Raw genomic sequence first — 23,922 nt, 5'->3', positions numbered from 1 at the left:
CCGCCTGTCATCCAGCTGTTCGGGCGGGTGTGTCAGACCTCTATCGAAAGGGTGATCCGTTGAGCCGCTCGGTTCTCGTCACCGGAGGCAACCGGGGCATCGGCCTCGCCATCGCCCGCGCATTCGCCGACGCCGGCGACAAGGTCGCGATCACATACCGCTCGGGTGAGCCGCCGGCCGGCTTCCTGGCCGTCAAGTGCGACATCACCGACACCGAGCAGGTGGAGCAGGCCTACAAGGAGATCGAGGCCGAGCACGGTCCGGTCGAGGTGCTGATCGCCAACGCCGGCGTCACCAAGGACCAGCTCCTGATGCGCATGTCCGAGGAGGACTTCACCTCGGTCGTCGACACCAACCTCACCGGCACCTTCCGCGTCGTCAAGCGCGCCAACCGGGCCATGCTGCGGGCCAAGAAGGGCCGCGTCGTCCTGGTCTCGTCCGTGGTCGGGCTGCTCGGCTCCGCGGGGCAGGCGAACTACGCCGCCTCCAAGGCCGGGCTCGTCGGCTTCGCGCGCTCCCTGGCCCGTGAGCTGGGCTCGCGCAACATCACCTTCAACGTCGTCGCGCCCGGCTTCGTCGACACCGACATGACCAAGGTGCTCACCGACGAGCAGCGCGCGGGCATCGTCTCGCAGGTGCCGCTCGGCCGGTACGCGAAGCCGGAGGAGATCGCCGCGACGGTGCGGTTCCTCGCCTCGGACGACGCCTCGTACATCACTGGAGCCGTCATTCCCGTTGACGGCGGACTGGGAATGGGTCACTGATCACCATGAGCGGAATTCTCGAGGGCAAGCGCGTCCTGATCACCGGTGTGCTGATGGAGTCCTCCATCGCCTTCCACGCCGCCAAGCTGGCCCAGGAGCAGGGCGCCGAGATCATCCTGACCGCCTTCCCGCGGCCCACGCTGACCGAGCGCATCGCCAAGAAGCTCCCGAAGCCCACCAAGGTCATCGAGCTCGACGTGACCAACGACGAGCACATGGGCCGGCTGGCCGACATCGTCGGCGAGGAGCTCGGCGGCCTCGACGGCGTCGTGCACTCCATCGGCTTCGCGCCGCAGGACGCGCTCGGCGGCAACTTCCTCAACACGCCGTTCGAGTCCGTCGCCACCGCCATGCACGTGTCGGCGTACTCCCTGAAGTCGCTCACCATGGCCTGTCTGCCGCTGATGCAGAACGGCGGCTCGGTCGTCGGCCTCACCTTCGACGCCCAGTACGCCTGGCCGCAGTACGACTGGATGGGCCCCGCCAAGGCCGCCCTGGAGGCCACCAGCCGCTACATCGCGCGCGACCTGGGCAAGCAGAACATCCGCTGCAACCTCATCTCCGCGGGCCCGATCGGCTCCATGGCCGCCAAGTCCATCCCGGGCTTCAGCGACCTGGCCTCCGTGTGGGACAACCGCTCCCCGCTGGAGTGGGACCTCAAGGACCCGGAGCCGGCCGGCAAGGGCATCGTCGCCCTGCTGAGCGACTGGTTCCCGAAGACCACCGGCGAGATCATCCACGTGGACGGCGGACTGCACGCCATCGGCGCCTGATCTGCCGTAACGCCTGGTGACGCCCCGTTTCCCGCCCCGCGCGGGGGAGCGGGGCGTCACCCGTTCGGCCCATCCGGCGAGGCGGGCGGGGCCGACGGCCGCGCACCCTGGAGTACGCGTTCCTCACGCGAGCCCCTCTCCCGTACGGCCGAGGAGGTCCCGTTGTGCGCTTGTCCCGCCGCTTGGCCTCAACGACCGTCGCCGTCGCACTCGTACTGCCCGTGTCCTGCGCGGCGGCGGCCCACGCGCGCGTTCACTCCGCGCAAGCCGTCGCCGAGACGGAGTCCGTGAAGGAGTCCGAGGAAGAGCCCGAGGAGTCCGAGGAGCCGTTCGGCGCCGCCTGCCGGATCGATGTCTCCGGCTCCCATGTGACCGCGTACTGCCACAACCCCTATCCGGAGACCGACAGGGTGGCCCTGCACGTGGAGTGCGCGCGCTGGTGGGACCTCGACAGCGACGGCTCCGCGGTCAAGGCCGAGCCCGCGCAGACCGTGCGGCTGACGGCCCGCTGCTGGAAGGAGATCGACTCCGCCTGGGTCAGCCACCGCCGGGAGGGCTGACGCGCCCCGGACGGCAGTGGAACGGATAGCCCGCCGCCTCGTCCCCGGCCGCCGACGCGTCCCCCGCGCGGATCGCTTCCAGCAGCCGCGCGTGGTCCAGGTACGTCTCCGGCGTCAGCTCCGGGCCGACGTCGTCGCGCAGCCAGTCCACCAGGACCTCGCCCAGGTCCGCGTACATCGCGGTCATCACCTCGTTGTGGGAGGCCGCCACCACCGCCAGGTGGAACGTCGCGTCGGCCGCCACGAACGCCTCCGTGTCACCCGACTCCCAGGCCTCCTCGCGCCGTACGAGAAGCGTCTCGAGCTGCTTGAGATCCTTCTCCGTGCGCCGCTCGGCGGCCAGCTTCGCCGCGCCCGACTCCAGGGTGGAGCGCAGCTCGGCGATGTGCCGGGGGTCGGCGTCGGTGAAGCGGCGGTGCATGACGCCGGCCAGCTCGCTGGTCGCCACCACATAGGTGCCGGAGCCCTGGCGGATGTCCAGCAGGCCGTTGTGCGCGAGCGCGCGCACCGCCTCGCGGACCGTGTTGCGGGCCACGCCGAGCTGTTCGACCAGCTCGGGCTCGGTCGGGATACGGGCGCCGACAGGCCATTCGCCCGAGGCGATCTGGTTCCGCAACGCCGCGATGACCTGCTCGGACAGTGCCGAGCGGCGGGGGTGGCTCAGGGGCATGGCACACCTTCGCACGGGAGGACCGGGTCGGGGCGGCCCGGGAGTGGACAACCAATCATCCCATGATTCTATGATGGGTCTCATGGCAAGCGAGGAAACCCGGACGGTGACGTCCATGCGAATACGCACCTCTGAGGCGCACCCCGCCCCAGAGCCCACCACGCGCGCGTGGACGATGCGGCTGCTCGTCGCCGGCATCGTGCTGACCGCGCTGAACCTCCGACCCGCCATCACCAGCCTCGGCGCCCTCCTCGAAGAGGTCCGTGACGCGCTCGGCATGAGCGGCAGTGTGGCCGGACTGCTCACGTCCGTGCCCCCGCTCTGCTTCGCCGTCTTCGGTGTCGCCGCCCCCCGCCTGGCCCGCCGCTTCGGCCCCGGCGCGGTGGTGTGCGCGGGCATGGTCGCCATCACCGCGGGCCTGCTGATCCGGCCGTACGTGGGCAGCACGGCCGGCTTCCTGGTCACCACGGCGCTCGCCCTCATGGGCATCGCGGTCAGCAACGTCCTGATGCCGGTCATCGTCAAGCGCTGGTTCCCCGACCGGGTCGGTTCCATGACCGGCCTGTACTCGATGGCCCTCGCGCTCGGCACCGCCACCGCGGCCGCGGTGACGGTGCCCATGACCGAGGCGCTGGGCGGAAGTTGGCAGACCGGCCTCGCGGTGTGGGCGGGGCTCGCGGCGGTGGCCGTACTGCCGTGGATCCGGTTCGTACGGCACCGCGGCGCCTCACCCGCCGAGTCCGCCGGGGAGAGCCACGCGCGCGTGGACGCGCCCCCGCTGCGGATCACCCGCAGCCGTACCGCCTGGGCCCTCGCCGTCTACTTCGGCCTCCAGGCCACCGGCGCCTACATCACGATGGGCTGGATGGCACAGATCTTCCGGGACTCCGGAGTGCACGCCGGCACGGCCGGACTGCTGCTCGCCGTCACCATGGTGATGGGCGTGCCGCTGGCCTTCGTCATCCCGCGGCTCGCCACCCGGCTGCCCCACCAGGGGCCGATCGTGCTCGCGCTGGGCGCCTGCGGCCTCGTCGGCTACGCCGGCATGTACCTGGCCCCGGCCTCCGGCTCCTGGGTGTGGGCCGTGCTGCTGGGCATCTCGAACTGCTCGTTCCCGCTCGCCCTCACGATGGTCGGCATGCGAGCCCGGACCAGCGCGGGCGTGGCCCAGCTGTCGGGCTTCGCGCAGAGCACCGGCTATCTGATCTCCATCCCCGGCCCGCTCCTGGTCGGCGTGCTCTACCAGCACAGCGGCGGATGGGGACTGCCGATCGCCCTCATGGCCGCGCTGATGATCCCGCAGATGGCGGTGGGAGTCCTGGCGGGGCGCAACCGCACGGTGGAGGACGAGGCGGGCCGCTGACTCACCCCGGCGCGCCCGCCGCGGGCGACGGGTGCGAGACTTGCCCCATGCCAGCGCTCGACCCGAACCCCCAGAACGGCCAGAAGAAGCTGCTGCTCGTCTTCGGCGCGTTCCTCGCCATCTTCGTGATCATCGGCGTCATCGCGTCGATCGCCTCCCCCTGAGACGGCCCGCCCCGTCAGCCGATGGTGGGGCTGGCCCCACCATCCCCTAGGGGGTGAGTGTCAGGGTCAACTGGGTGGATCACCGGATGGGTTGACGGCCCGGCAATCCGTAACTTCGAAGTGTGACCGCGACAGGCGCACACGGACACTCGAAGACCCACGGAGGCAGCATGTCGGCCCAGACGCACACCCCGCCCCAGCCGGCGTCCACGGGCCGTGCCGACATCCGGCTGCCGTGGTGGGCCCTCGCCCTGCCGGCGCTCGCCTTCATCACACTCCTGACACTGATACTGAACCCCTCGGACGCCCACGCCGCCACCGCGGAGCCCGCGATCACCCAGCTCATCGAGCGCATACAGCAGCTGATCATGCGCTGAGCACCTCAGGAACCGCCCGTCAACTCCCTGCGCCTCGTGGCCTGTTTCATGCGAAGCTGGATCTCATGAGCGTCGCAGAACCCCGCAGGATTGTCCTCTTCCGCCATGCGAAAGCCGACTGGCCGCAGGTGACCGACCATGAGCGGCCGCTCGCCGACCGGGGCCGACTGGACGCGGCAGAGGCGGGACGCAGGCTCGCCGACACCGCGATCCCCTTCGACCTGGCCCTGTGCTCCACCGCGACCCGGACCCGGGAGACCTGGAAGCTCGCCGTCCATGAGTTCCCGCACCGGCCGAAAACTGTCTACGAAGAGCGGGTCTACGAGGCCTCGCCTGGCGAGCTGATCGCCGTGCTGAACGAGACGCCCGACGACGCCCAGAATGTCCTGCTGATCGGCCACAACCCCGGCGTACAGGGCCTCGCCGAGATCCTGTCCGGCTCCGCCGAGAAGGACCCGCGCGAGCGGATGAGCCGCCGCGGGTTCCCGGCCGCCGCCTTCGCCGTGCTCTCCTTCAGCGGCTCCTGGAAGACCCTGGAGCCCGGCGTGGCCACGCTGCTCGACTACTGGGCGCCGTCCGAGTGACCCAGCCGTGCGAAGGGGCCCGGCACCGTCACGGCGCCGGGCCCCTCGCACAGGGCCATCAGGTCCCGGACCTCAGTCCTCGTCGTGCATGTCAGCCGACTCGACCTCTTCGCGGGTGACGCCGAGCAGGTACAGGACCGTGTCCAGGAACGGCACGTTCACCGCCGTGTGCGCGGCCTCGCGCACCACCGGCTTGGCGTTGAAGGCGACACCGAGTCCGGCCGCGTTGAGCATGTCGAGATCGTTGGCCCCGTCACCGATCGCGACCGTCTGGGACAGCGGTACGCCCGCCTCGGCGGCGAACCGGCGCAGCAGCCGCGCCTTGCCCGCGCGGTCCACGATCTCGCCGGTGACCTTGCCCGTCAGCTTCCCGCCGACGATCTCCAGCGTGTTCGCCTGGGCGAAGTCCAGCCCGAGCCGCTCCTTCAGATCGTCGGTGACCTGGGTGAACCCGCCCGAGACGACGCCCACTTGATAGCCGAGCCGCTTCAGCGTGCGGATCAGCGTGCGCGCGCCCGGCGTCAGCCGCACCTCGCTGCGCACCTTCTCCACGACCGAGGCGTCCAGCCCGGCCAGCAGCTCCACGCGCGCGTGCAGCGACTGCTCGAAGTCCAGCTCACCGCGCATCGCGGCCGCCGTCACCTCGGCCACCTTGTCCTCGCAGCCGGCGTGCGCGGCGAAGAGCTCGATCACCTCGTCCTGGATGAGCGTGGAGTCCACGTCCATGACGACGAGCCGCTGGGCGCGCCGGTGCAGTCCGGCGGCCACCACGGCGATGTCGACACCCAGTGCCGCCGCGTCCGTCACCAGGGCCGTGCGCAGGGGCTCGGTCTCCACACCGGAGACCGCGAACTCCACCGCCGTCACGGGGTACTTGGCGAGCCGGAAGATACGGTCGATGTTGCCGCCGGACTTGGTGATCCTGGCGGCGATGGCGGCCGCCGCCTCCGCGGTGAGCGGGTGTCCGAGGACCGTCACCAGCGAGCGTCCGAGACCGCGCGGACGGTTGTCGCCGAGGCCGGAGATGATCTCCGCCTGCATCTTCATCGACTCCGCCCAGCTGTGGACGGTCGCCCGCAGATCACCCTCCAGACCGGCCGGCGGCTGCGTCACGAGCGCGCACAGCGTGATCCGGCCCCGGGTGACCACCTGCTCGATGTCGACCACGTCGACGGAGTAGGCGGCCAGCGTGTCGAAGAGGCCTGCGGTGATGCCCGGCCGGTCCTTCCCGAAGATCTTGACGAGAAGGGTGGGGATGTCAGAGGTCTGCGAAGCGCTCATGGTGCTTCCACCGTATCCGGCACCCAGTGCCTGCCGCCCCTGAGGTCCGTCTAGCGGACACGGAACACTGGGTGTCGACCGGGTGGCGCGAGCCTTACGTCCCGGCCACCGTGGCGCGGATGACTGTGAGCCGGCTCAGGACCGGCTGTGGATCGGCGTCAGGAGCTTGCCCTGCCCGCGCCCCCTGTGCCCGCCCCGGCCGGAGGCTCACCGGCGCCCGTCCGGCTTCCCCGGCTTCCCCGGCGGCGGCGGGGGAGGAGGGGGCGGTGGAGGCGGCGGCCCCTCGCCCGAGGACGACGACCGCTCCCCGCGCCGCCGGGGAAGGCGGGGCGACCTCGGGGGCGGCTCGAACCGCCGGACGACGGTGGGAGCGCCGTACATGTCGTCACCGTCGGGCGGCCGGTCGTCGAGAGCCCCCGTCGCCGACGGATCGGCCCCCGGCGGTCGCGCGTCCTCCGGCTCCCGCAACTCCTCCGGCACACGCAGATACGGGTTCGTCCCCGGGTTCGGCGGCCGGTACGGCGTACCCGGCGCGTACGGTCCGGACGGTCCGGTCGGGCTCGCGTACGGCGAAGCCCCGGCACCGTGTGCCCTGCTCCCGTCGGCCACACCCGCCGTACCCGCCCCAGCCGCCTCCCCGGCACCCGGCCGCGCACTCGCCCCGGCCCCCCGGGCCAACGGCGCCGCCCAGGCCCCCGCGGCCCCGGTCGCCCGGGCCAGCAAAGCCCCCGCGGCACCCGCGCCCGCGCCCCAGGCAGCTCCGAGCACCAGCGCCATGCCGAGGTTCCCGCGCAGTTCGACACCGGCGCCGAAGGCGTCGAAGCCCAGCACCGACAGCGAGGCGTCCACGGACACCTCCGTCAGCCACGCCAGCAAGGGAAGCGCCAGCGCAGTGGCGATCCCGAACCGCAGCGCGCAGCGCCCGGCGAAGCGCAGGGTGCCCGGATCCCGTACCCCCCAGGGACCCGGATCCTCGGCGAGGCCGCCTCCTGACGGCCGTACGACCCCGGCACCATCCGAGGCGGCCCCCGGCCCGCCCGCGGCCACCACGGGCGTCCGTACCGCCGTCAGCACCCCGGCCAACAGCATCGTCACGGCCGCGGCGACCCCGAGCAGCCACACCCGTCCGTCCAGGTCAGCCAGTCGGCCGAGGGTCACGGACTGGTCGGCGCCGCTGTTCAGGAGGTCGTCCAGGGGGTCCGGAAGCAGGCCCACCAGCACTCCGGTCGCCCGGCCGTCGAACGGGACGAACAGGCCGATCGGGATGCCGAGCCACACGCCGTTCGGGGCGCCGAGCAGCGCCGCGCCCGCGATGCGCTGGGGATGGGCGTCGCCGACCGCCGCGTACGCCGCCGCCGCGAGCCCCGCCGTGACCGCCATCAGCAGCACCGTGACGAGGGCGGACACCGCGGGCCGCACGACCCGGTGCACGGCGTCCCAGCCGGACGGCAGCGGGGTGCGGCGGGAGGCGAGCAGGGCGATGAGCAGGATGCCGGCGGACCAGCCCAGGCCGCCGAGCAGGGTGGGGGCCGTGTCCACCGTGAAGCCGACGGCGGCCTTGGCGTCGACGAGGTCGCCGATCTGGTCCGGCAGCAGACCGCCGATGTCCCCGATGCCGGGGATCTCGATTCCTCCGCCGTCCCCGCCGCTCCCACCGCCCGGCAGGTCGTCCAGGCCCAGCGAACTCCCGTCGATCGTGATGACGTCGTGCCCCGCCCAGGCCAGCCCGCCCAGCGTCGCCACGAACAGCACGACCACCGCGCCCGCGCGCGCGAGCAGTTCGGCCGGCGCGATCACAACTCCCGCGCTGCGCAGGGACCGTAGGAAGAACCACGACAGCAGCACCGCGCCGACCAGGCTCACCCCCAGAGGCGTCACCTCGATGGCCGTCGCCGCCTCCGCGCCGGTCAAGCCGAAAGCGGACACGTCCCCGGACGGTGTGACCGAACCACCCGCGCCGAGGGCCACCACCGCCGCGGTCATCGGCCCCAGCGAGCCCGACGAGTCCGCCTGAAGCAGATGCAGTCCGAGCGCCGCGGTACCCGCCATCCCGATCAACGCCCAGCTCACGGCGACGATCGCGGAGAGCACGACGTCTCCCCAGGGCAGCCTCCTGCCGCCCTTCGCGCTCTCGACGTACCTGGACGCGCTCATGGCAGACCCCCCGATCCGCTGCGCGGCCGTTCGCCGCGCATGTCCCCCTCGCGTGGATTACCACTCTCCGGGCTGGTTTCAACCCCGTCAACGGAACCAGTCGAAGCGCGTGGGCGTGGGTCCGTACAAGGCCCGGCTTTCGGTCAGGGGGCGGAGCCTGAAATAGTTCCCGACGATGTTCGACATCCCTAGACTCCCTGTGATGGGGGTAACTCGGGGGACTACTCAGTGGGGCATGGAGTGCCGGAACTCGTACTGGAATTGAATGGAAGGACCTGGACGCTCGACCCGTCCAGGCCCTACACCCTCGGACGTGATCCGCAGGGTGACATCGTGCTCGACGACGCCAGGGTGTCCTGGCGGCACGCCACGATCAGCTGGAGCGGCCGCAGTTGGGTCATCGAGGACCAGGGCAGCACCAACGGCACGTTCGTGCAGGGTCAGCGGATCCACCACCTGGAGATCGGCCCGGGCACGGCCGTGTTCCTGGGCAACGCGACCGACGGACCGCGCCTGGACCTCTCCGGCACGGCGGCTTCCGTCGCCTCGCCGCAGGCTCAGCCGCAGCAGCAGCCGTACGCCGCGCAGGGCGCGCAGGCCGGTTGGGCGCAGCAGGCACCCGCCCAGCAGACGCCGCAGCAGCCTCAGCAGCAGGCCGGCTGGCAGCAGCCGCAGCAACAGGCGGCGCACATCCCGCAGCAGCAGGGTCCCGGTGGTGGCGCGGGGGCGCCGCCGGTCTACGGCGACCGCAGCCCCACCACGTTCCACCAGTTCTCCATCGGCCGCGTGATGCGCATCGGCCGTGCCCTGGAGAACGAGCTGGTCGTCTCCGACCTCCAGGTCTCCCGGCACCACGCCGAGTTCCACTCGACGCCCGACGGCCGCATGGAGATCCGGGACCTCGGTTCCCACAACGGCACGTACGTCAACGGCCAGCCGATCGCCAAGGGCGGCTCCCAGCTGCTCGGCCCCACCGACATCGTGGGCGTCGGCCACTCCACGTTCCGGATCGTCGGCGACCGGCTCGAGGAGTTCGTCGACACCGGTGAGGTCTCCTTCTCCGCCCGCCACCTCACCGTGACGGTCGACGGCGGCAAGCAGATCCTCAAGGACGTCTCCTTCGGCGTCCCGGAGAAGTCGCTCATCGCGGTCATCGGCCCGTCCGGCTCGGGCAAGTCGACCCTGCTCAAGGCGCTCACCGGCTACCGCCCCGCCAACCAGGGCGACGTCCTCTACGACAACCGCAACCTCTACAAGCAGTTCGCCGAGCTGCGTCAGCGCATCGGTCTGGTCCCGCAGGACGACATCCTGCACAAGGAGCTGACCGTCAAGAAGGCCCTCAAGTACGCGGCCAAGCTCCGCTTCCCCGCCGACACCACGGCCGCCGAGCGCGAGGCCCGCATAGACGAGGTGCTGCGCGAGCTGAAGCTGGACATCCACAAGGAGAAGAAGGTCACCTCCCTCTCCGGCGGCCAGCGCAAGCGCGTCTCGGTGGCCCTGGAGCTGCTCACCAAGCCGTCGCTGATCTTCCTCGACGAGCCGACGTCGGGCCTCGACCCGGGCATGGACCGCGATGTCATGCAGCTGCTGCGCGGCCTCGCCGACGACGGCCGTACGGTCCTCGTCGTCACCCACTCGGTGGCCGAGCTGGCGATCTGCGACAAGCTGCTGGTGATGGCGCCGGGCGGTGCGGTCGCCTACTTCGGCCCGCCCGAGGAGGCGCTGAACTTCTTCGGCTACGACACCTGGGCCGACGTCTTCTCCGCCTTCGAGAACTACCGCGACTACGACTGGTCCGGACGCTGGAAGGGCTCGCAGCACTACCAGATGTACGCCGCGGACATCGACGCGATTGCTCCGCAGTCCGTACAGGTGCCGCCGATGCAGGCGATGAAGCCGCCGAAGCCGCAGGGCTGGCTGTCGCAGTTCCTGACGCTGGTGCGCCGATATGTGTCGGTGATCGCCTCCGACAAGGGCTTCCTGGCCCTGATGGTGATCCTGCCGGGCGTCCTCGGCGCGGTGAGCCTGCTGATCGACTCGGGCAAGGGCCTGCTGCCCAACCCGGCCAACCCGCAGACCGGCCGGATCATCCCGAACGGCACGGCCACCACCGTGCTGCTGATCCTCGCGGTCGGCGCCTGTTTCGCCGGCGCGGCGAACTCGGTGCGTGAGCTGATCAAGGAACGGGTCATCTACGAGCGGGAGCGCGCCACCGGCCTGTCCCGCTCGGCGTATCTGATGTCCAAGGTCTTCGTGCTCGGCTTCATCACCGTGCTCCAGGGCCTGATGGTGGGCGTCATCGGCTTCGCCGGCCGGGAGATCCCGGAGGAGGGCCTGATCTTCGGCAAGCTGACGCTGCTGGAGCTGTCGGTGCCGATCATGGCGCTCGGCTTCACCTCGATGATGTTCGGCCTGATCATCTCGGCCCTGGTGAAGACCGCCGAGAAGACCATGCCGCTGCTGGTGATGTTCGCGATCATCCAGGTGGTGTTCACCGGCTGCCTCTTCGCCCTCAACGGCTCGATCGGCGCCAACCAGATCTCGTATCTGATGCCGTCGCGCTGGGCGGTGGCCGCCGCGGGCGCCACGCTGGACTTCAACAAGATCAGCCCGCCCGGCCAGGGCGAGAGCAACGACCCGCTGTGGGAGCACACCGTCGGCGTCTGGGCCCTGGACATGGTGGCCCTGATCGTCCTCGGCGTGATCTGCGGCATCTTCGTGGCCCGCTTCCTGCGCCGCCACGAGCCCGAGGTCATGCGGAAGTAGCTCTGTCCCGAGACGCCCGAAGGGCGGCACCCCGTCAGGGGGGTGCCGCCCTTCGGCGTACGGATCAGAGGCCCGCGCCTACCTCGCTCAGTACGCGCTGTTGACGTTGTCGATCGAGCCGTACCGGTCGGCCGCGTAGTTGGCGGCGGCGGTCAGGTTGGCGACCGGGTCGTACTGGCTCTTGGCCGTGCCGGGGACGTGGTACGCGTCGAAGGTCGGCTTGATGACCTGGAGCAGACCGATCGACGGGACGCCGTTCTGGGCGTTGATGTCCCAGTTGTTGATCGCGTTCGGGTTACCCGAGGACTCCCGCATGATGTTCTTGTGCAGGCCGTGGTAGGTGCCCGGGATGTCGTGCTTCTTCATGATGTCCAGGGCCTCACGGATCCAGCCGTCGAGGTTGTTCGCGTAGGACTTCTTGGCGGCGACCGGCTTGACCGCGGCGCGCTTGGCGGACCGGCTCGCGGCCTCCTTCGCCTCGCGGGCGGCCTCGGCCTTCTTCTTGGCCTGGGCCACGGCGGCCTTGTGCTTGGCGTGCGCCACGGCGGCCTCGTGCTTGGCGTGGGCCACGGCCGCCTTGTGCTTGGCGGCGGCCTGCTCGGCCTTCACGTTGGTGGACGCGAGCTGGTCGGTCACGCTGCCCTTGACGTCCTTGATCTGCTCGGTGCTGTAGGCCACCTTGCCCGTGGGGGCTTCGGCCGTGGTCGTCTGGGCGTTGCCGGGGACGGCGGACAGAGCCAGAGCGGCGGCACCGAGCGTGCCGACACCGGCTATCGCGATCTTCTGGCGCTTGGTGATGGCACGACTGAGACCACGGTTCTTGGTGTTCTTGAGCATGGCAGATTGACCTCTTCGAATAGCGCGGAGGTCGCTCGTTGTCCGTCGGGGACACGGGTGCTTCCTGCACAAACGCCGCGGGCTGAACCCACGGCGCTGAGCGACGAGAGCAATTCTTAGCGGCCGCAAAATGCCCTGGCAAAGGTGTGACGTACGATCCGCGATAGTGGAGCCAGGAAGGGCAAAACGGGACAGACAGGACTGTCTGCCCCGCTCAAAAGGGACTCCTCTACCTACTACGGACTTTCGTACGTGACGTGCACCCTATGCGCGGGCTCACATCAGCCATGCAACAGTCTCACCAGTAGTTGCTGGAGCAATGCTCTGTGTGAGGGCCCTCCACCGGCAGGACGAGATGGACGTCGCCGAACTCGTGCCACAGGTAGAGCCCGGCCAGCGCAGCCTCGTAACCACGGTCGATGGCGGCCCGCCCGGCGATGGCCTCCAGCATCAGCAGATGCGAGGCCTCCGGCTCGTGCAGCCCGGTCAGCAGCCCGTCCACCACACGCACCCCGCGCTCCGGCGTGACGACGAGGTCCGTCCACCCCTCACGCGCGCGCACGACGCCGTCGGCGCCCACCGCCGACTCCACGGCCCGCACGGCCGTCGTCCCGACGGCGACGACCCGGCCGTCCCCCGCCTTGACCGCGTTGATCAGCCGGGCCGACGCCTCCGGCACCGCGAACCGCTCCGGATACGGCGGCTCATGCGCCTCGGCCGACGCCACCCCCGTGTGCAGGGTGATCGGCGCGAACTGCACACCCCGGCTCACCAGCTCCGTGACCAGCCCCACCGTGAAGGGCCGCGCCGCACTCGGCATCTCCGCACTGCCCGCGCCATCGGCCGACGGCAGCGCGAACACCGTCTGGTAGACGGACAGCGGCTGGTCCCGTTCCGTGTAGGAGTAGCGGATCGGCCGCCCGTGCTCACGCATCAGCCCGACGACGCCGGCCCCCTCGGGTCCCGAGACCCGCGCCCACCACAGCCGCCCGCTCCCCGCACTCAGCGGCTCCTCCAGCACCAGCCCCCTCCCGCCCGGCAGCTCCACCTCAGTGCCCGCGGGCCCGCCCGCACGCGCGCGCGAGGTGCCGCGCTCATCCGGATCCCGCAGCTCGACCGCCCACCGCCCGTCGTCGCCGCGGGTGGAGAAGTGCACCACCACGCGCGCGTCCCCGATCCGCCCGTCCACTGCCGCGGCCAGCGTCGGAGAGGTGTTGACGACCAGCAGATCCCCGGCCCGCAGCAGCCGCGGCAGCTCGGCGAACGTGTGGTGCGCCACGTCGGTGCCCCGGGACACCAGCAGCCGTACGGAGTCCCGGCCCAGCCCCGGCCCCCGCTGCTCGGCCGGAACCCGCGCCGACAGCTCCTGCGGCACGCTCCCGTACGTTCGTACCGGCTCGCGCCGGGGGACCCCCATCGCCAGCGTCATCGCCGCCCCTCCAGCAGAGCCGGGGCCCCGTAGCGGCCGCTCGCCGGACGCTCGTCCAGCAGCCGCAGGAAGGCCGGCGCCACGCTGCCCGGCGCGGGCCGCGGATCGTCGTCGTCCGGTACGGCTGCCGCGTACAGGTCCGTGGCCATGTCCCCGGGGTCGACCGCCCAGACCCGCAGTCCGGGCTCCTCCTCACCCAGCACCGCGGCGAGGTGGTCCAGCGCCGCCTTCGACGCGCCGTAGCCGCCCCAGGTCTCGTACGCCTCGGCCGCCGCGTCCGAGCTGACCGTGATCACGCTGCCCGCACCGGACGCCCGCAGCAGCGGCAGCGCCTCCTGGACCAGGGCCAGCGCGGCCACCACATTCACCTCCAGCGCCCGCCGCAGCCCCTCCAGCGGCAGCGCGTCCAGCCGTACCAGTGGCTCGGCGCCCAGTGCGCTGGCATTGCTGACCAGCAGATCCACGCCGCCCAGCCGCCAGGCCGCGGCCACCAGCCCGGCCCGGTGCCCGGCGTCCGTGACGTCCCCCGGCACCGCCGTCACGCGCGTGCCGTGCAGTTCCCGGATCCCGGACGCCGTCTCCTCCAGGACGTCCGGCGTCCTCGCGCCGAGCACCAGATCCCAGCCGCGTGCGGCCAGCGCCTCGGCCAGCGCCCGCCCCAACCCCTTCGAGGCGCCCGTGATGATCGCTACCGGCATGACAACCGTCCCCTCGTACCAGGCCGCCCCCCTGTGAGCGGCGGCGGTGACCCCAACGTAGGAACGGGGCCGCCCGCCCCGCCTCGGACGCGGGCCGCAAAGCCGTGAGGTCCTTCGTCCTAGGCCGAGCACCGGGTCGTTCGCCCTACGCCGCCGACAGGAGGACCGCGGACCTAGGACCGTGGCCCCGGTCGGCTGCCGTCACAGGTCCGATCCGGCTGTCACACCCCGCCGGTACCGTGAGGGCATGAGTCAAGGCCCCAGGTCCGGACTGGCCGCGGTGAGCTCCGCGCTGCTGGCCATGAGCAGGCAGATGGAGGTGCGCGACGTCCTCAAGACGATCGTCGCCTCCGCCCGCGAGCTGCTCGACGCGCAGTACGCCGCCCTCGGCGTCCCGGACGACCACGGGGGCTTCGCGCAGTTCGTCGTCGACGGGGTGAGCGACCGGCAGTGGAAGGCGATCGGCCCGCTGCCCCGGCAGCACGGCATCCTCGCCGCGATGCTCCAGGAGGCCGAGGTCGAGCGCCTCGCCGATGTCCGCAAGGATCCCCGCTTCGAGGGCTGGCCGTCGGCGCACCCCGACATGTCCGACTTCCTGGGCCTGCCGATCCGCGACGGTGACGAGGTCATCGGGGCGCTCTTCCTCGCGAACAAGAACTGCCCGAAACCGGAGGGCAGCTGCGGCTTCACCGAGGAGGACGAGGAACTCCTGTCCATCCTCGCCCAGCACGCCGCCATCGCCCTCACCAACGCCCGCCTCTACGAGCGCAGCCGCGAGCTCACCATCGCCGAGGAGCGCTCGCGCCTGGCCCACGAGCTGCACGACGCGGTCAGCCAGAAGCTGTTCTCCCTGCGGCTGACGGCCCAGGCGGCCACCGCCCTGATCGACCGCGACCCGGTCCGCGCCAAGGGCGAGCTGCACCAGGTGGCCGCGCTCGCCGCCGAGGCCGCCGACGAACTGCGCGCGGCCGTCGTCGAGCTGCGCCCCGCCGCCCTCGACGAGGACGGCCTGGTCGCCACCCTGCGCACCCAGATCCAGGTCCTCGACCGCGCCCACTCCGCGCGCGTGACCTTCGCCGGCCGCGGGGTGAAGGCCCTGCCCGCCGCCCAGGAGGAGGCGGTGCTGCGCGTCGCCCAGGAGGCCCTGCACAACGCCCTGCGGCACTCCGGGGCGGAGCACGTCGACGTGACGCTGGACCGGCGCGGCGGCGGAGCGGTCCTGCGGATCGCGGACGACGGCGGCGGCTTTGAACCGAAGGCGGTCCGCCGCGCCGGCCGCCACCTCGGTCTGGTCTCCATGCGGGACCGGGCGAGCGGGGTCGGCGGCACGCTGACCGTGGAATCGGCGCCCGGCAAGGGCACCATGATCGAGATGGAGGTCCCCGGTGGCTGACGCAATCAGGGTGCTGCTCGTCGACGACCACCAGGTGGTCCGCCGGGGCCTGCGCACCTTTCTCGAAGTGCAGGACGACATCGAGGTCGTGGGGGAGGCGGCCGACGGCGCCGAGGGAGTGGCCCGCGCCGAGGAACTGCGGCCGGACGTCGTCCTGATGGACGTGAAGATGCCGGGCATGGACGGCGTCGACGCCCTGCGCAGACTCCGGGAGCTGGACAACCCCGCGCGCGTGCTGATCGTCACCAGCTTCACCGAGCAGCGCACGGTCATCCCGGCCCTGCGCGCGGGCGCCGCCGGGTACGTCTACAAGGACGTGGACCCGGACGCCCTCGCCGGAGCCATCCGCTCGGTCCACGCCGGCCACATCCTGCTCCAGCCGGAGGTCGCGGGCGCGCTGCTGTCCCAGGAGGAAGCGAACTCGGGACAGGGAAGGGCCGGTTCGCTGACGGACCGGGAGCGCGAGGTGCTCGGCCTGATCGCGGACGGCCGCTCGAACCGTGAGATAGCCCGAGCGCTCGTCCTCTCGGAGAAGACCGTCAAGACCCACGTCTCGAACATCCTCATGAAGCTCGACCTCGCGGACCGCACCCAGGCCGCCCTGTGGGCCGTACGCCATGGCGTGACCGGCTGAAACGCTCTCCGGAGGGCATCACCGACGGCAATACGGAGGGTTCCGCTCCGGACTGAGATTCATACCGTCGTGGGAATGTCCCCCGGATGGCGCATCCTTCATGGATCTCCGCCGTTCTCCAGTGCGTGCTGCGGCGACTGCCGCGGCAATCGCAAGGAGGGCTTAGAAGTGAAGAACCTGAAGAAGGCAGCGGCCGTGACGATGGTGGCGGGTGGCCTGCTGGCCGCCGGTGCCGGAATGGCCTCCGCCACCGACGGATCGCACGCCGACGGCAAGGCCGTGGGCTCCCCGGGTGTCGCCTCGGGCAACCTCGTCCAGGCCCCGATCCACATCCCGGCCAACGTGTCCGGCAACAGCATCAACGTCGTGGGCATCCTGAACCCCGCCTTCGGCAACCTGGCCGTCAACAAGTGACGCCGACCCGAAGCGAGCAGTGACCTCCGGCCTCCCGGGTTCCCCCGGGGGGCCGGTCTGCGTTCGACGCCGGTCAGCGGACCTGTCCGGCGCCGGCCGACACCGTTTCCGGGCCCCGACGCCGATCACGAGGCGGCGGACGCTCAGCGCACGCCGCGCTCCCGCTCCTCCACATACGCGTTGTAGGAAGCGACCTGCGCCCGTCGGGCCACCCGCTCCACCGGCCGCAACGCCTCCGCCCGCGCCCCCATCTCCGAGGCGCTCATCGCCGCCCCGTGCCCGTTCTCGGAGGCCAGCGAGATCAGCAGCCCCACCCGCTGCGCCAGCTCCAGCACCCGCACCGCGCGGGGCGGATACCCCGGGGCCAGCACCTCGCGCCCCCGCTCGGCCCGCGCCCGGTACGCGTCGATCGCCGCCTCGGCCACCGGCCCCGACCCGGCGACATCCAGCCGCGCGAGCACCGCGGTCGCATCCCGCAGCCCCTCCGCCAGCTCCCGCTCCGCCTCACCCAGCGACGGCACATCCGCGGGCGGCGTTTCCCGCACGGCCAGGCAGTGCCAGACGACCTCGACATGTACATCACCGTCGGGCCCGGCCTCATACACCTCCGGCACCAGCCCGTACGGGGCGCCGTGGCAGATCACGGCCTCCTCGGCCTCGATCGCCCGCGCATTGAAGTCCGGCGGACCGCTCAGCCCCAGCGGATGCCCCGGCGCCGGCAGCGCGACCCGCAGCCCGCTCACCCCGAGCGCCCGCAGCCGCCCGAGCGCCAGCGTGAGCCCCACGGGCGCCGACTCACCAGGCAGCCCCTCCACCCGGTGCACGGCGTCGTCCCCGACGATCTCCAGCACAGCGTCATCAGGTGAGACAAGTCCGGCCAAAAGAGCATTTCCCCAAGCCGCGAGACGTCCTGAACGTGGTTCCGAGAGCATGCCCCCACCCTAAGGACCGGACCGATGGAATGAAGCGTGGGACCGGTGGCGTAGATTTCCTTGAGGGCTGCGCCCACAGGCGCACGCGACCACCGAGACGCCGAGACGCCGAGACCGGTCACACTGCAAGGGGAGACAACGCGCTCATGAGCGATGTTCTGGAGCTTCAGGACGTATCCGTGGTCCGTGAGGGCCGGGCTCTGGTGGACCAGGTCTCCTGGTCGGTCAAGGAGGGCGAGCGCTGGGTCATCCTCGGCCCCAACGGGGCCGGCAAGACCACCCTCCTCAACGTTGCCTCGAGCTACCTCTACCCCAGCAAGGGCACCGCCACCATCCTCGGCGAGACCCTCGGCAAGCCCGGCACCGACGTCTTCGAGCTGCGCCCCCGCATCGGCGTGGCGGGCATCGCCCTGGCCGAGAAGCTCCCCAAGCGCCAGACCGTCCTACAGACCGTGCTGACCGCCGCCTACGGCATGACCGCCACCTGGCACGAGGACTACGAGGAGGTCGACGAGCAGCGCGCCCTCGCCTTCCTCGACCGCCTCGGCATGACCGAGTACGCGGAGCGGAAGTTCGGCACCCTCTCCGAGGGCGAGCGCAAGCGCACCCTCATCGCCCGCGCCCTGATGGCCGACCCCGAGCTGCTCCTCCTCGACGAGCCCGCCGCCGGCCTCGACCTCGGCGGCCGCGAGGACCTCGTCCGCCGCCTCGGCCGCCTGGCCCGCGACCCGATCGCCCCCTCGATGCTCATGGTCACCCACCACGTCGAGGAGATCCCGCCGGGCTTCACCCACGTCCTGATGATCCGTCAGGGCAAGGTCCTCGCCGCCGGCCCGATGGAGCTCGAACTCACCTCCCGCAACCTCTCCCTGTGCTTCGGCCTGCCCCTCGTCGTCGAACAGGTCGGCGACCGCTGGACCGCACAGGGCCTCCCGCTCTCCTGACCCCTCCTTCACTGCGCGCGCTCCGTGAAGAAGCGCGGTAAGAAGGCCCTTTCGAACGATCGGCGCCCTGTCGGCGGCAGGGCCCGCGGTCCTACCATGACCATGTGGAAATCGACGCGTGGGTTTGGTGGTTGATCGGCGCGGCAGCGCTCGGCATCGGGCTCGTCATCACCGCGATGCCCGAACTCGGCATGCTGGCCGTGGGCGCCGTCGCGGCCGCCGTGGTGGCCGGCATCTTCGGCGGTGATGCCGTCGTCCAGGTCGTCGCCTTCGTCGTCGTATCGACCGCACTCATCGCCGTCGTACGGCCCATCGCGAACCGGCATCGCGCCCAGCGGCCCCAACTCGCCACCGGCATCGAGGCATTGAAGGGCAAACAGGCCGTCGTCATGGAGCGCGTCGACGCCTCCGGCGGCCGGATCAAGCTCGCCGGAGAGATCTGGTCGGCACGCTCCCTCGACACCGACCGCGCCTACGAAGAAGGCGAGGAAGTGGACGTCGTGGACATCGAAGGGGCCACGGCGATCGTCATGTGACCTCGCACGACGCAACTGGCGCGAACGCGCCACGGGGTACGCGACGGTCTGTCAGACTCGACCAGCAAGATCTTCAACAGACATAAGATCTGCCGAAGTTGCCGCAGCGGAGAAGGGGTACGGGGAAACGACGATGGAACCGGTCATCATCGTCCTGATCATTCTGGTGGTGTTGGTCTTCATCGCCCTGATCAAGACGATCCAGGTCATCCCACAGGCGAGCGCGGCCATCGTCGAACGCTTCGGCCGCTACACGCGGACACTCAACGCGGGCCTCAACATCGTGGTGCCGTTCATCGACACCATCCGCAACCGCATCGACCTGCGCGAACAGGTCGTACCGTTCCCGCCGCAGCCGGTGATCACCCAGGACAACCTGGTCGTGAACATCGACACGGTCATCTACTACCAGGTGACCGACGCGCGCGCCGCCACCTACGAGGTCGCCAGCTACATCCAGGCGATCGAGCAGCTCACGGTCACCACGCTGCGCAACATCATCGGTGGCATGGACCTGGAGCGCACCCTGACCTCCCGCGAGGAGATCAACGCGGCGCTGCGCGGCGTCCTCGACGAGGCGACGGGCAAGTGGGGCATCCGCGTCAACCGCGTCGAGCTCAAGGCGATCGAACCCCCCACCTCCATCCAGGACTCGATGGAGAAGCAGATGCGCGCCGACCGTGACAAGCGTGCCGCGATCCTCACCGCCGAAGGTACGCGTCAGGCGGCGATCCTCACCGCCGAGGGTGAGAAGCAGTCCCAGATCCTGCGCGCCGAGGGTGAGGCCAAGGCCGCGGCCCTGCGCGCGGAAGGCGAGGCCCAGGCGGTCCGCACGGTCTTCGAGGCGATCCACGCCGGCGACCCGGACCAGAAGCTCCTCTCCTACCAGTACCTCCAGATGCTCCCGAAGATCGCCGAAGGCGACGCCAACAAGCTCTGGATCGTCCCCAGCGAGATCGGCGACGCCCTCAAGGGCCTTTCCGGCGCGATGGGCAACCTAGGCGGCCTGGGCGGAGGTTCGGGCAACGGCGGTTCCGCCAACATCCCCGGCCAGGCGACGGAACGCCGAGAGAAGCCGTCGATCGACTGACACGGTTTCCGCCGTACGACAACAGGGCCCGCCTTCCGACGAAGGCGGGCCCCAACTTCCTCAGGGGCGCGGGGAACCGCGCGAAAAGCGACACACGACCCGCAGCCGACGAACACCCCAGCGCGCGACGGCGATCGGCTAGGCCGCGTCCGTCGCCAGCCAATCCGGCAGCGCCGCGAACTCCTCGGCCCCCAGCGTCAGCAGCATCGCATCAGCGGGAGTCGGCTCGAACGGCTCCCGGAGCAACGGCATCCCCGCCTCGGCAGGCGTCCGGTCCGCCTTCCGGTGATTGTCCTCCGCACACGAGGCGACCGTATTCAGCCACGTGTCCTGCCCACCCCGCGACCGCGGCACCACATGGTCCACGGTCGTCGCCCTGCGCCCGCAGTACGCGCACCGGTGCCGGTCCCGCACCAGAACACCCCGCCTCGACCACGGCGCTTGTCTTCGGAACGGCACCCGTACGTACCTGCACAGCCTGATCACCCGGGGCGCGGGTATGTCGACCTCGGCTCCGCGCATGCGCAGTTCGGGGTGGGCCTGCTCGACGACGGCCTTGTCCTGAAGCACCAGAACGACGGCTCGATTCAACGTCACCGTCGACAGCGGCTCGAAGCTCGCGTTCAGTACCAGCGTGTCCCGCATTGCAGCCCACCTCCCGTGCGCACCTGCCCACTCCCTGGCGGGCTGGGATCAACTCTGGCCGGGCACGCCGAGATGGACAACGAAATAAAAAATGCCCGCCCCCGATCACTTCCATGACCGGGGGCGGGCAAACGTTCCATGAACGTCAGGCTTCGGCGGGCACCTCGTACTCGGCGATCACCTGCGCACGCGCGATCGCGTGGAACCGCAGGTTGAAGCCGACGACGGCCGGAGTGGCGTCCGAGTCCGGACCGAGCTTCTCCTGGTCCACGGCGTACACCGTGAACACATAGCGGTGCGGCCCGTCCCCGGGCGGCGGCGCGGCGCCACCGAAGTCCTTGGATCCGTAGTCGTTCCGCGCCTGTACGGCCCCGTCGGGCAGCCCCTCGAACTTGCCGCTGCCCGCACCCGCCGGCAGCTCGGTCACCGAGCTCGGGATGTCGAAGACGACCCAGTGCCAGAACCCGCTGCCCGTAGGGGCGTCCGGGTCGTAGCAGGTCACGGCGAAGCTCTTGGTCTCGGCCGGGAAGCCCTCCCAGCGCAGCTGCGGCGAGGTGTTGCCCGCCGCCTGGACCTGAGCGTCCTTGAGGGTCCCACCCGACTCGACGTCCTCGCTGCTGACCGTGAAGGACGGCACGGGCGGATGGAAGTCGTGGGGGAGCGGACGCCTCTTGAGCTCGGTCACTTCGATACCTCCTGACGAAACAGTGGAATCAGCAGTTCCGAGCCTAGAACCAGTTGCGCTTGCTGCCGACCTCGGACAGCCACTGGTTGAGGTACGCCGCCCAGTCGGTCCCATGGAAGTCGTTCACACCCACCTGGAACGACCGGAACGTGTCGCTGCCCTCGCTGAACAGCCCCGGCTTCTTGTCCATCTCCAGGACGACGTCCATGGCGTTCTCGTCCGCGACGAAGCTCAACTCGACCTGGTTGATCCCGCGGTACTGCTGCGGCGGGAAGAACTCGATCTCCTGGTAGAACGGCAGCTTCTGCCGGGTACGGCGGATGTGACCGCGCTCCATGTCCGCGTTCTTGAACCGGAAGCCGAGCTGGATGAAGGCGTCCAGAATCGCCTTCTGCGCCGGCAGCGGGTGCACGTTGATCGGGTCCAGGTCGGTGGAGTCCACGGCCCGCGCGATCGCCAGCTCCGTCGTCACACCGATGTTCATGCCCCGCAGCGGCTGACCGTCGATCATGGTGATCGGCGTCTCCCACGGGATCTCCAGCCCGAACGGCACGGCGTGCACGCCCCCGGCCTGAAGCTCGAAGGCACCGCCGAGCTGCATCTTCGTGAACTCGATGTCCTGCTTGTACTCCGAGTCCTGGGTCTCGACCTCGACCCGGGCCTGGAGGCCCACGGACAGACCCTCGATGTTCTGGTTCACGGACCCGCCCTGAATCCGCACCTCACCCTGGACGACACCGCCCGGGACGACGTTGACCTCCGTCAGCACCGTCTCGACCGAAGCACCGCCGGCCCCCAGGCTCGCGAGCAGCTTCTTGAACGCCATGACTCTCCTCTTCTCAGAGTGGATCCCTGATCCCTACAAACGCGATCCGACCGTGGCCGGTTCCGCGCCTCCACCCTGGCAAGGCGTGCGCCCCCTGACCACCCCGTCACAACCACCCGTCTGCACTACTCTCGGACGGCATGATCGCGACCCCCGACCGTACGCCCCTGCCCCGGGCCTTCTTCGACCGGCCCGTCCTGGAAGTCGCCCCCGACCTCCTGGGCCGCATCCTCGTACGCACCACCCCGGACGGTCCGATCGCCCTGCGCCTCACAGAGGTCGAGGCCTACGACGGCCCGAACGACCCCGGCTCGCACGCCTATCGCGGCCGCACACCCCGCAACGACGTGATGTTCGGTCCCCCCGGACACGTCTACGTCTACTTCACCTACGGCATGTGGCACTGCATGAACCTGGTGTGCGGCCCCGACGGCCAGGCGTGCGCGGTCCTGCTGCGGGCCGGCGAGATCGTCGAGGGAGCCGAGCTCACCCGGGCACGTCGACTCTCGGCCCGCAACGACAAGGAACTCGCCAAAGGCCCGGCCCGCCTGGCCACCGCCCTGGACGTGGACCGGGCCCTGGACGGCACGGACGCGTGCGCCTCCGGCGAGACCCCACTGCGGATCGTCGCCGGCACCCCCGTGCCCTCCGACCAGGTACGCAACGGTCCGCGCACCGGCGTGGCAGGTGACGGCGGCAATGGCGACATCCACCCCTGGCGCTTCTGGATCGCCAACGACCCCACGGTGAGCCCCTATCGGGCCCACGTCCCGAAGCGACGCCGAAGTTGACGCACGATGGCGAGACGCGTAACGTGGCCCGAGCCGCTGAACCGGGTACTGCGAAGTCAGCAGCCGGAGCGGCCAACCCACTACCTTCGAGAACCCCTCAGCGGGGTCGATTCTCGCGTGCCCGCATGCCTGAATTCGAATCCGCGGAACCCGATTATGAATCGGCCGGGGGAATCGGCTAACGTAGTGAATGTCGAAAGGCCGACAGGCGAAAGCCCAGGGCACTACGACAACCCCCCGACAGGGAATCGGATCGGAAAAGGATCTGATAGAGTCGGAAACGCAAGACCGAAGGGAAAAGCCCGGAGGAAAGCCCGAGAGGGTGAGTACAAAGGAAGCGTCCGTTCCTTGAGAACTCAACAGCGTGCCAAAAATCAACGCCAGATATGTTGATACCCCGTCTCCAGCCATCACGGCTGGGACGTGGTTCCTTTGAAAAACACAGCGAGGACGCTGTGAACGGCCGGGCTTATTCCGCCTGGCTGTTCCGCTCTCGTGGTGTTGCACCGGCCGAATTAGTTTGGCCGAGTAAACATTCACGGAGAGTTTGATCCTGGCTCAGGACGAACGCTGGCGGCGTGCTTAACACATGCAAGTCGAACGATGAACCAC

At 70.4% G+C, this 23,922-nt stretch carries 25 protein-coding genes and 1 rRNA gene; 16 read left to right on the top strand and 10 right to left on the bottom strand.

Going from position 1 to position 23,922, the window contains the following annotated elements; translation table 11 throughout:
- The first annotated feature begins 59 nt into the window (after nucleotides 1–59).
- From fabG to ACIQWG_RS06100, 3 genes are all read left to right on the top strand, one after another.
- Complete coding sequence (fabG, locus tag ACIQWG_RS06110) at nucleotides 60–764, top strand: 3-oxoacyl-[acyl-carrier-protein] reductase (protein WP_404090911.1); 705 nt, start codon at nucleotides 60–62, stop codon at nucleotides 762–764.
- A 5-nt stretch (nucleotides 765–769) separates the two neighbouring features.
- A complete protein-coding gene (fabI, locus tag ACIQWG_RS06105) occupies nucleotides 770–1,537 on the top strand; it encodes an enoyl-ACP reductase FabI (RefSeq protein WP_404090909.1) in 768 nt (255 codons plus the stop codon).
- Between the two features lie 164 nt (nucleotides 1,538–1,701).
- Nucleotides 1,702–2,097 (top strand): hypothetical protein, encoded by a 396-nt coding sequence (locus ACIQWG_RS06100; RefSeq protein WP_404090907.1) that lies wholly within the window; start codon nucleotides 1,702–1,704, stop codon nucleotides 2,095–2,097.
- Here ACIQWG_RS06100 and ACIQWG_RS06095 read toward each other — a convergent pair.
- Entirely contained in the window at nucleotides 2,075–2,767 is a 693-nt protein-coding gene (locus ACIQWG_RS06095; RefSeq protein ID WP_404090905.1) for a FadR/GntR family transcriptional regulator, read from the bottom strand. The genes ACIQWG_RS06100 and ACIQWG_RS06095 overlap by 23 nt on opposite strands.
- 70 nt (nucleotides 2,768–2,837) lie before the next feature.
- On the opposite strand from ACIQWG_RS06095, the gene ACIQWG_RS06090 reads away from it, so the two are divergent.
- The 4 genes from ACIQWG_RS06090 to ACIQWG_RS06075 all read left to right on the top strand — a co-directional run bounded on the left by ACIQWG_RS06090 (nucleotide 2,838) and on the right by ACIQWG_RS06075 (nucleotide 5,255).
- The gene (locus tag ACIQWG_RS06090) at nucleotides 2,838–4,130 is read left to right on the top strand and encodes a CynX/NimT family MFS transporter (RefSeq protein WP_404090902.1); all 1,293 of its coding nucleotides are present in this window, start codon (nucleotides 2,838–2,840) and stop codon (nucleotides 4,128–4,130) included.
- Between the two features lie 47 nt (nucleotides 4,131–4,177).
- Entirely contained in the window at nucleotides 4,178–4,294 is a 117-nt protein-coding gene (locus ACIQWG_RS06085) for an SGM_5486 family transporter-associated protein (protein WP_404090899.1), read from the top strand.
- 170 nt (nucleotides 4,295–4,464) lie between these two features.
- Nucleotides 4,465–4,671 carry a hypothetical protein gene (locus ACIQWG_RS06080; protein ID WP_404090896.1) on the top strand — a complete coding sequence of 69 codons (207 nt, stop codon included), beginning with the start codon at nucleotides 4,465–4,467 and terminating at the stop codon, nucleotides 4,669–4,671.
- A 65-nt stretch (nucleotides 4,672–4,736) separates the two neighbouring features.
- The gene (locus tag ACIQWG_RS06075) at nucleotides 4,737–5,255 is read left to right on the top strand and encodes a SixA phosphatase family protein (RefSeq protein ID WP_404090893.1); all 519 of its coding nucleotides are present in this window, start codon (nucleotides 4,737–4,739) and stop codon (nucleotides 5,253–5,255) included.
- Nucleotides 5,256–5,327: 72 nt separating this feature from the next.
- Here the strand turns inward: ACIQWG_RS06075 and serB are convergent, their stop codons facing one another.
- Nucleotides 5,328–6,536, bottom strand: a complete 1,209-nt coding sequence (serB, locus tag ACIQWG_RS06070) for a phosphoserine phosphatase SerB (RefSeq protein ID WP_404090891.1) — start codon at nucleotides 6,534–6,536, stop codon at nucleotides 5,328–5,330.
- Between the two features lie 207 nt (nucleotides 6,537–6,743).
- Entirely contained in the window at nucleotides 6,744–8,690 is a 1,947-nt protein-coding gene (locus ACIQWG_RS06065) for a streptophobe family protein (protein ID WP_404090888.1), read from the bottom strand.
- A gap of 240 nt (nucleotides 8,691–8,930) precedes the next feature.
- Here ACIQWG_RS06065 and ACIQWG_RS06060 point away from each other — a divergent pair, with 240 nt between their 5' ends.
- Nucleotides 8,931–11,456, top strand: coding sequence for an FHA domain-containing protein (locus ACIQWG_RS06060; RefSeq protein ID WP_404090885.1), 2,526 nt, complete (start codon nucleotides 8,931–8,933; stop codon nucleotides 11,454–11,456).
- A gap of 87 nt (nucleotides 11,457–11,543) precedes the next feature.
- Here the strand turns inward: ACIQWG_RS06060 and ACIQWG_RS06055 are convergent, their stop codons facing one another.
- The 3 genes from ACIQWG_RS06055 to ACIQWG_RS06045 all read right to left on the bottom strand — a co-directional run bounded on the left by ACIQWG_RS06055 (nucleotide 11,544) and on the right by ACIQWG_RS06045 (nucleotide 14,420).
- Nucleotides 11,544–12,293, bottom strand: a complete 750-nt coding sequence (locus ACIQWG_RS06055; protein WP_404090882.1) for a transglycosylase SLT domain-containing protein — start codon at nucleotides 12,291–12,293, stop codon at nucleotides 11,544–11,546.
- Nucleotides 12,294–12,591: 298 nt separating this feature from the next.
- Nucleotides 12,592–13,722, bottom strand: coding sequence for an S-adenosylmethionine:tRNA ribosyltransferase-isomerase (locus tag ACIQWG_RS06050; RefSeq protein WP_404090880.1), 1,131 nt, complete (start codon nucleotides 13,720–13,722; stop codon nucleotides 12,592–12,594).
- Complete coding sequence (locus tag ACIQWG_RS06045; protein ID WP_404090878.1) at nucleotides 13,719–14,420, bottom strand: SDR family NAD(P)-dependent oxidoreductase; 702 nt, start codon at nucleotides 14,418–14,420, stop codon at nucleotides 13,719–13,721. The genes ACIQWG_RS06050 and ACIQWG_RS06045 overlap by 4 nt, the downstream gene beginning before the upstream one ends.
- A 247-nt stretch (nucleotides 14,421–14,667) precedes the next feature.
- On the opposite strand from ACIQWG_RS06045, the gene ACIQWG_RS06040 reads away from it, so the two are divergent.
- The 3 genes from ACIQWG_RS06040 to chpE all read left to right on the top strand — a co-directional run bounded on the left by ACIQWG_RS06040 (nucleotide 14,668) and on the right by chpE (nucleotide 16,861).
- Entirely contained in the window at nucleotides 14,668–15,813 is a 1,146-nt protein-coding gene (locus ACIQWG_RS06040; RefSeq protein WP_404090875.1) for a GAF domain-containing sensor histidine kinase, read from the top strand.
- Nucleotides 15,806–16,447: a response regulator gene (locus tag ACIQWG_RS06035; protein ID WP_404090872.1), complete on the top strand. Its 642-nt coding sequence runs from the start codon at nucleotides 15,806–15,808 to the stop codon at nucleotides 16,445–16,447. Before ACIQWG_RS06040 ends, ACIQWG_RS06035 begins: the two co-directional genes overlap by 8 nt.
- Nucleotides 16,448–16,615: 168 nt before the next feature.
- Nucleotides 16,616–16,861 (top strand): chaplin ChpE, encoded by a 246-nt coding sequence (gene chpE / locus ACIQWG_RS06030; RefSeq protein ID WP_404090870.1) that lies wholly within the window; start codon nucleotides 16,616–16,618, stop codon nucleotides 16,859–16,861.
- A gap of 143 nt (nucleotides 16,862–17,004) precedes the next feature.
- Here chpE and ACIQWG_RS06025 read toward each other — a convergent pair whose 3' ends face one another.
- On the bottom strand, nucleotides 17,005–17,793 hold the full coding sequence (locus ACIQWG_RS06025; protein WP_404090867.1) for a hypothetical protein: 789 nt from the start codon (nucleotides 17,791–17,793) through the stop codon (nucleotides 17,005–17,007).
- 146 nt (nucleotides 17,794–17,939) lie between these two features.
- Here ACIQWG_RS06025 and ACIQWG_RS06020 point away from each other — a divergent pair, with 146 nt between their 5' ends.
- The 3 genes from ACIQWG_RS06020 (at nucleotide 17,940) to ACIQWG_RS06010 (ending at nucleotide 20,363) form a co-directional block, all read left to right on the top strand.
- On the top strand, nucleotides 17,940–18,737 hold the full coding sequence (locus ACIQWG_RS06020; protein ID WP_404090865.1) for an ABC transporter ATP-binding protein: 798 nt from the start codon (nucleotides 17,940–17,942) through the stop codon (nucleotides 18,735–18,737).
- A gap of 104 nt (nucleotides 18,738–18,841) precedes the next feature.
- Nucleotides 18,842–19,273: an NfeD family protein gene (locus tag ACIQWG_RS06015; RefSeq protein WP_404090862.1), complete on the top strand. Its 432-nt coding sequence runs from the start codon at nucleotides 18,842–18,844 to the stop codon at nucleotides 19,271–19,273.
- 133 nt (nucleotides 19,274–19,406) lie between these two features.
- The gene (locus ACIQWG_RS06010) at nucleotides 19,407–20,363 is read left to right on the top strand and encodes an SPFH domain-containing protein (protein WP_062725676.1); all 957 of its coding nucleotides are present in this window, start codon (nucleotides 19,407–19,409) and stop codon (nucleotides 20,361–20,363) included.
- Between the two features lie 138 nt (nucleotides 20,364–20,501).
- On the opposite strand, the gene ACIQWG_RS06005 is transcribed toward ACIQWG_RS06010, so the two are convergent.
- The 3 genes from ACIQWG_RS06005 to ACIQWG_RS05995 all read right to left on the bottom strand — a co-directional run bounded on the left by ACIQWG_RS06005 (nucleotide 20,502) and on the right by ACIQWG_RS05995 (nucleotide 22,519).
- Entirely contained in the window at nucleotides 20,502–21,008 is a 507-nt protein-coding gene (locus tag ACIQWG_RS06005; RefSeq protein ID WP_404090858.1) for an HNH endonuclease, read from the bottom strand.
- A gap of 145 nt (nucleotides 21,009–21,153) precedes the next feature.
- A complete protein-coding gene (locus ACIQWG_RS06000; protein WP_404090856.1) occupies nucleotides 21,154–21,693 on the bottom strand; it encodes a YbhB/YbcL family Raf kinase inhibitor-like protein in 540 nt (179 codons plus the stop codon).
- Between the two features lie 43 nt (nucleotides 21,694–21,736).
- A complete protein-coding gene (locus ACIQWG_RS05995) occupies nucleotides 21,737–22,519 on the bottom strand; it encodes a sporulation protein (protein ID WP_404090853.1) in 783 nt (260 codons plus the stop codon).
- A gap of 140 nt (nucleotides 22,520–22,659) precedes the next feature.
- Here ACIQWG_RS05995 and ACIQWG_RS05990 point away from each other — a divergent pair, with 140 nt between their 5' ends.
- Nucleotides 22,660–23,310 carry a DNA-3-methyladenine glycosylase gene (locus ACIQWG_RS05990; protein ID WP_404090850.1) on the top strand — a complete coding sequence of 217 codons (651 nt, stop codon included), beginning with the start codon at nucleotides 22,660–22,662 and terminating at the stop codon, nucleotides 23,308–23,310.
- Nucleotides 23,311–23,845: 535 nt separating this feature from the next.
- Nucleotides 23,846–23,922, top strand: a 16S ribosomal RNA gene (locus tag ACIQWG_RS05985); the annotation flags it as partial.

Origin of the sequence: Streptomyces sp. NPDC098781 (assembly GCF_044759995.1) — a bacterium.
Taxonomy (GTDB): domain Bacteria; phylum Actinomycetota; class Actinomycetes; order Streptomycetales; family Streptomycetaceae; genus Streptomyces.
The sequence above is the reverse complement of the archived record's forward strand: the minus strand, read 5'-3'. Positions and strand labels throughout refer to the sequence as shown.

Bases quoted from the DNA above. Each gene is read 5' to 3' on its own strand.
- fabI (WP_404090909.1), top strand. From the start codon at position 770: ATGAGCGGAATTCTCGAGGGCAAGCGCGTCCTGATCACCGGTGTGCTG.
- ACIQWG_RS06095 (WP_404090905.1), bottom strand. From the start codon at position 2,767: ATGCCCCTGAGCCACCCCCGCCGCTCGGCACTGTCCGAGCAGGTCATC.
- ACIQWG_RS06090 (WP_404090902.1), top strand. From the start codon at position 2,838: ATGATGGGTCTCATGGCAAGCGAGGAAACCCGGACGGTGACGTCCATG.
- ACIQWG_RS06085 (WP_404090899.1), top strand. From the start codon at position 4,178: ATGCCAGCGCTCGACCCGAACCCCCAGAACGGCCAGAAGAAGCTGCTG.
- ACIQWG_RS06080 (WP_404090896.1), top strand. From the start codon at position 4,465: ATGTCGGCCCAGACGCACACCCCGCCCCAGCCGGCGTCCACGGGCCGT.
- ACIQWG_RS06075 (WP_404090893.1), top strand. From the start codon at position 4,737: ATGAGCGTCGCAGAACCCCGCAGGATTGTCCTCTTCCGCCATGCGAAA.
- serB (WP_404090891.1), bottom strand. From the start codon at position 6,536: ATGAGCGCTTCGCAGACCTCTGACATCCCCACCCTTCTCGTCAAGATC.
- ACIQWG_RS06065 (WP_404090888.1), bottom strand. From the start codon at position 8,690: ATGAGCGCGTCCAGGTACGTCGAGAGCGCGAAGGGCGGCAGGAGGCTG.
- ACIQWG_RS06055 (WP_404090882.1), bottom strand. From the start codon at position 12,293: ATGCTCAAGAACACCAAGAACCGTGGTCTCAGTCGTGCCATCACCAAG.
- ACIQWG_RS06050 (WP_404090880.1), bottom strand. From the start codon at position 13,722: ATGACGCTGGCGATGGGGGTCCCCCGGCGCGAGCCGGTACGAACGTAC.
- ACIQWG_RS06045 (WP_404090878.1), bottom strand. From the start codon at position 14,420: ATGCCGGTAGCGATCATCACGGGCGCCTCGAAGGGGTTGGGGCGGGCG.
- ACIQWG_RS06040 (WP_404090875.1), top strand. From the start codon at position 14,668: ATGAGTCAAGGCCCCAGGTCCGGACTGGCCGCGGTGAGCTCCGCGCTG.
- ACIQWG_RS06025 (WP_404090867.1), bottom strand. From the start codon at position 17,793: ATGCTCTCGGAACCACGTTCAGGACGTCTCGCGGCTTGGGGAAATGCT.
- ACIQWG_RS06020 (WP_404090865.1), top strand. From the start codon at position 17,940: ATGAGCGATGTTCTGGAGCTTCAGGACGTATCCGTGGTCCGTGAGGGC.
- ACIQWG_RS06010 (WP_062725676.1), top strand. From the start codon at position 19,407: ATGGAACCGGTCATCATCGTCCTGATCATTCTGGTGGTGTTGGTCTTC.
- ACIQWG_RS06005 (WP_404090858.1), bottom strand. From the start codon at position 21,008: ATGCGGGACACGCTGGTACTGAACGCGAGCTTCGAGCCGCTGTCGACG.
- ACIQWG_RS05995 (WP_404090853.1), bottom strand. From the start codon at position 22,519: ATGGCGTTCAAGAAGCTGCTCGCGAGCCTGGGGGCCGGCGGTGCTTCG.
- ACIQWG_RS05990 (WP_404090850.1), top strand. From the start codon at position 22,660: ATGATCGCGACCCCCGACCGTACGCCCCTGCCCCGGGCCTTCTTCGAC.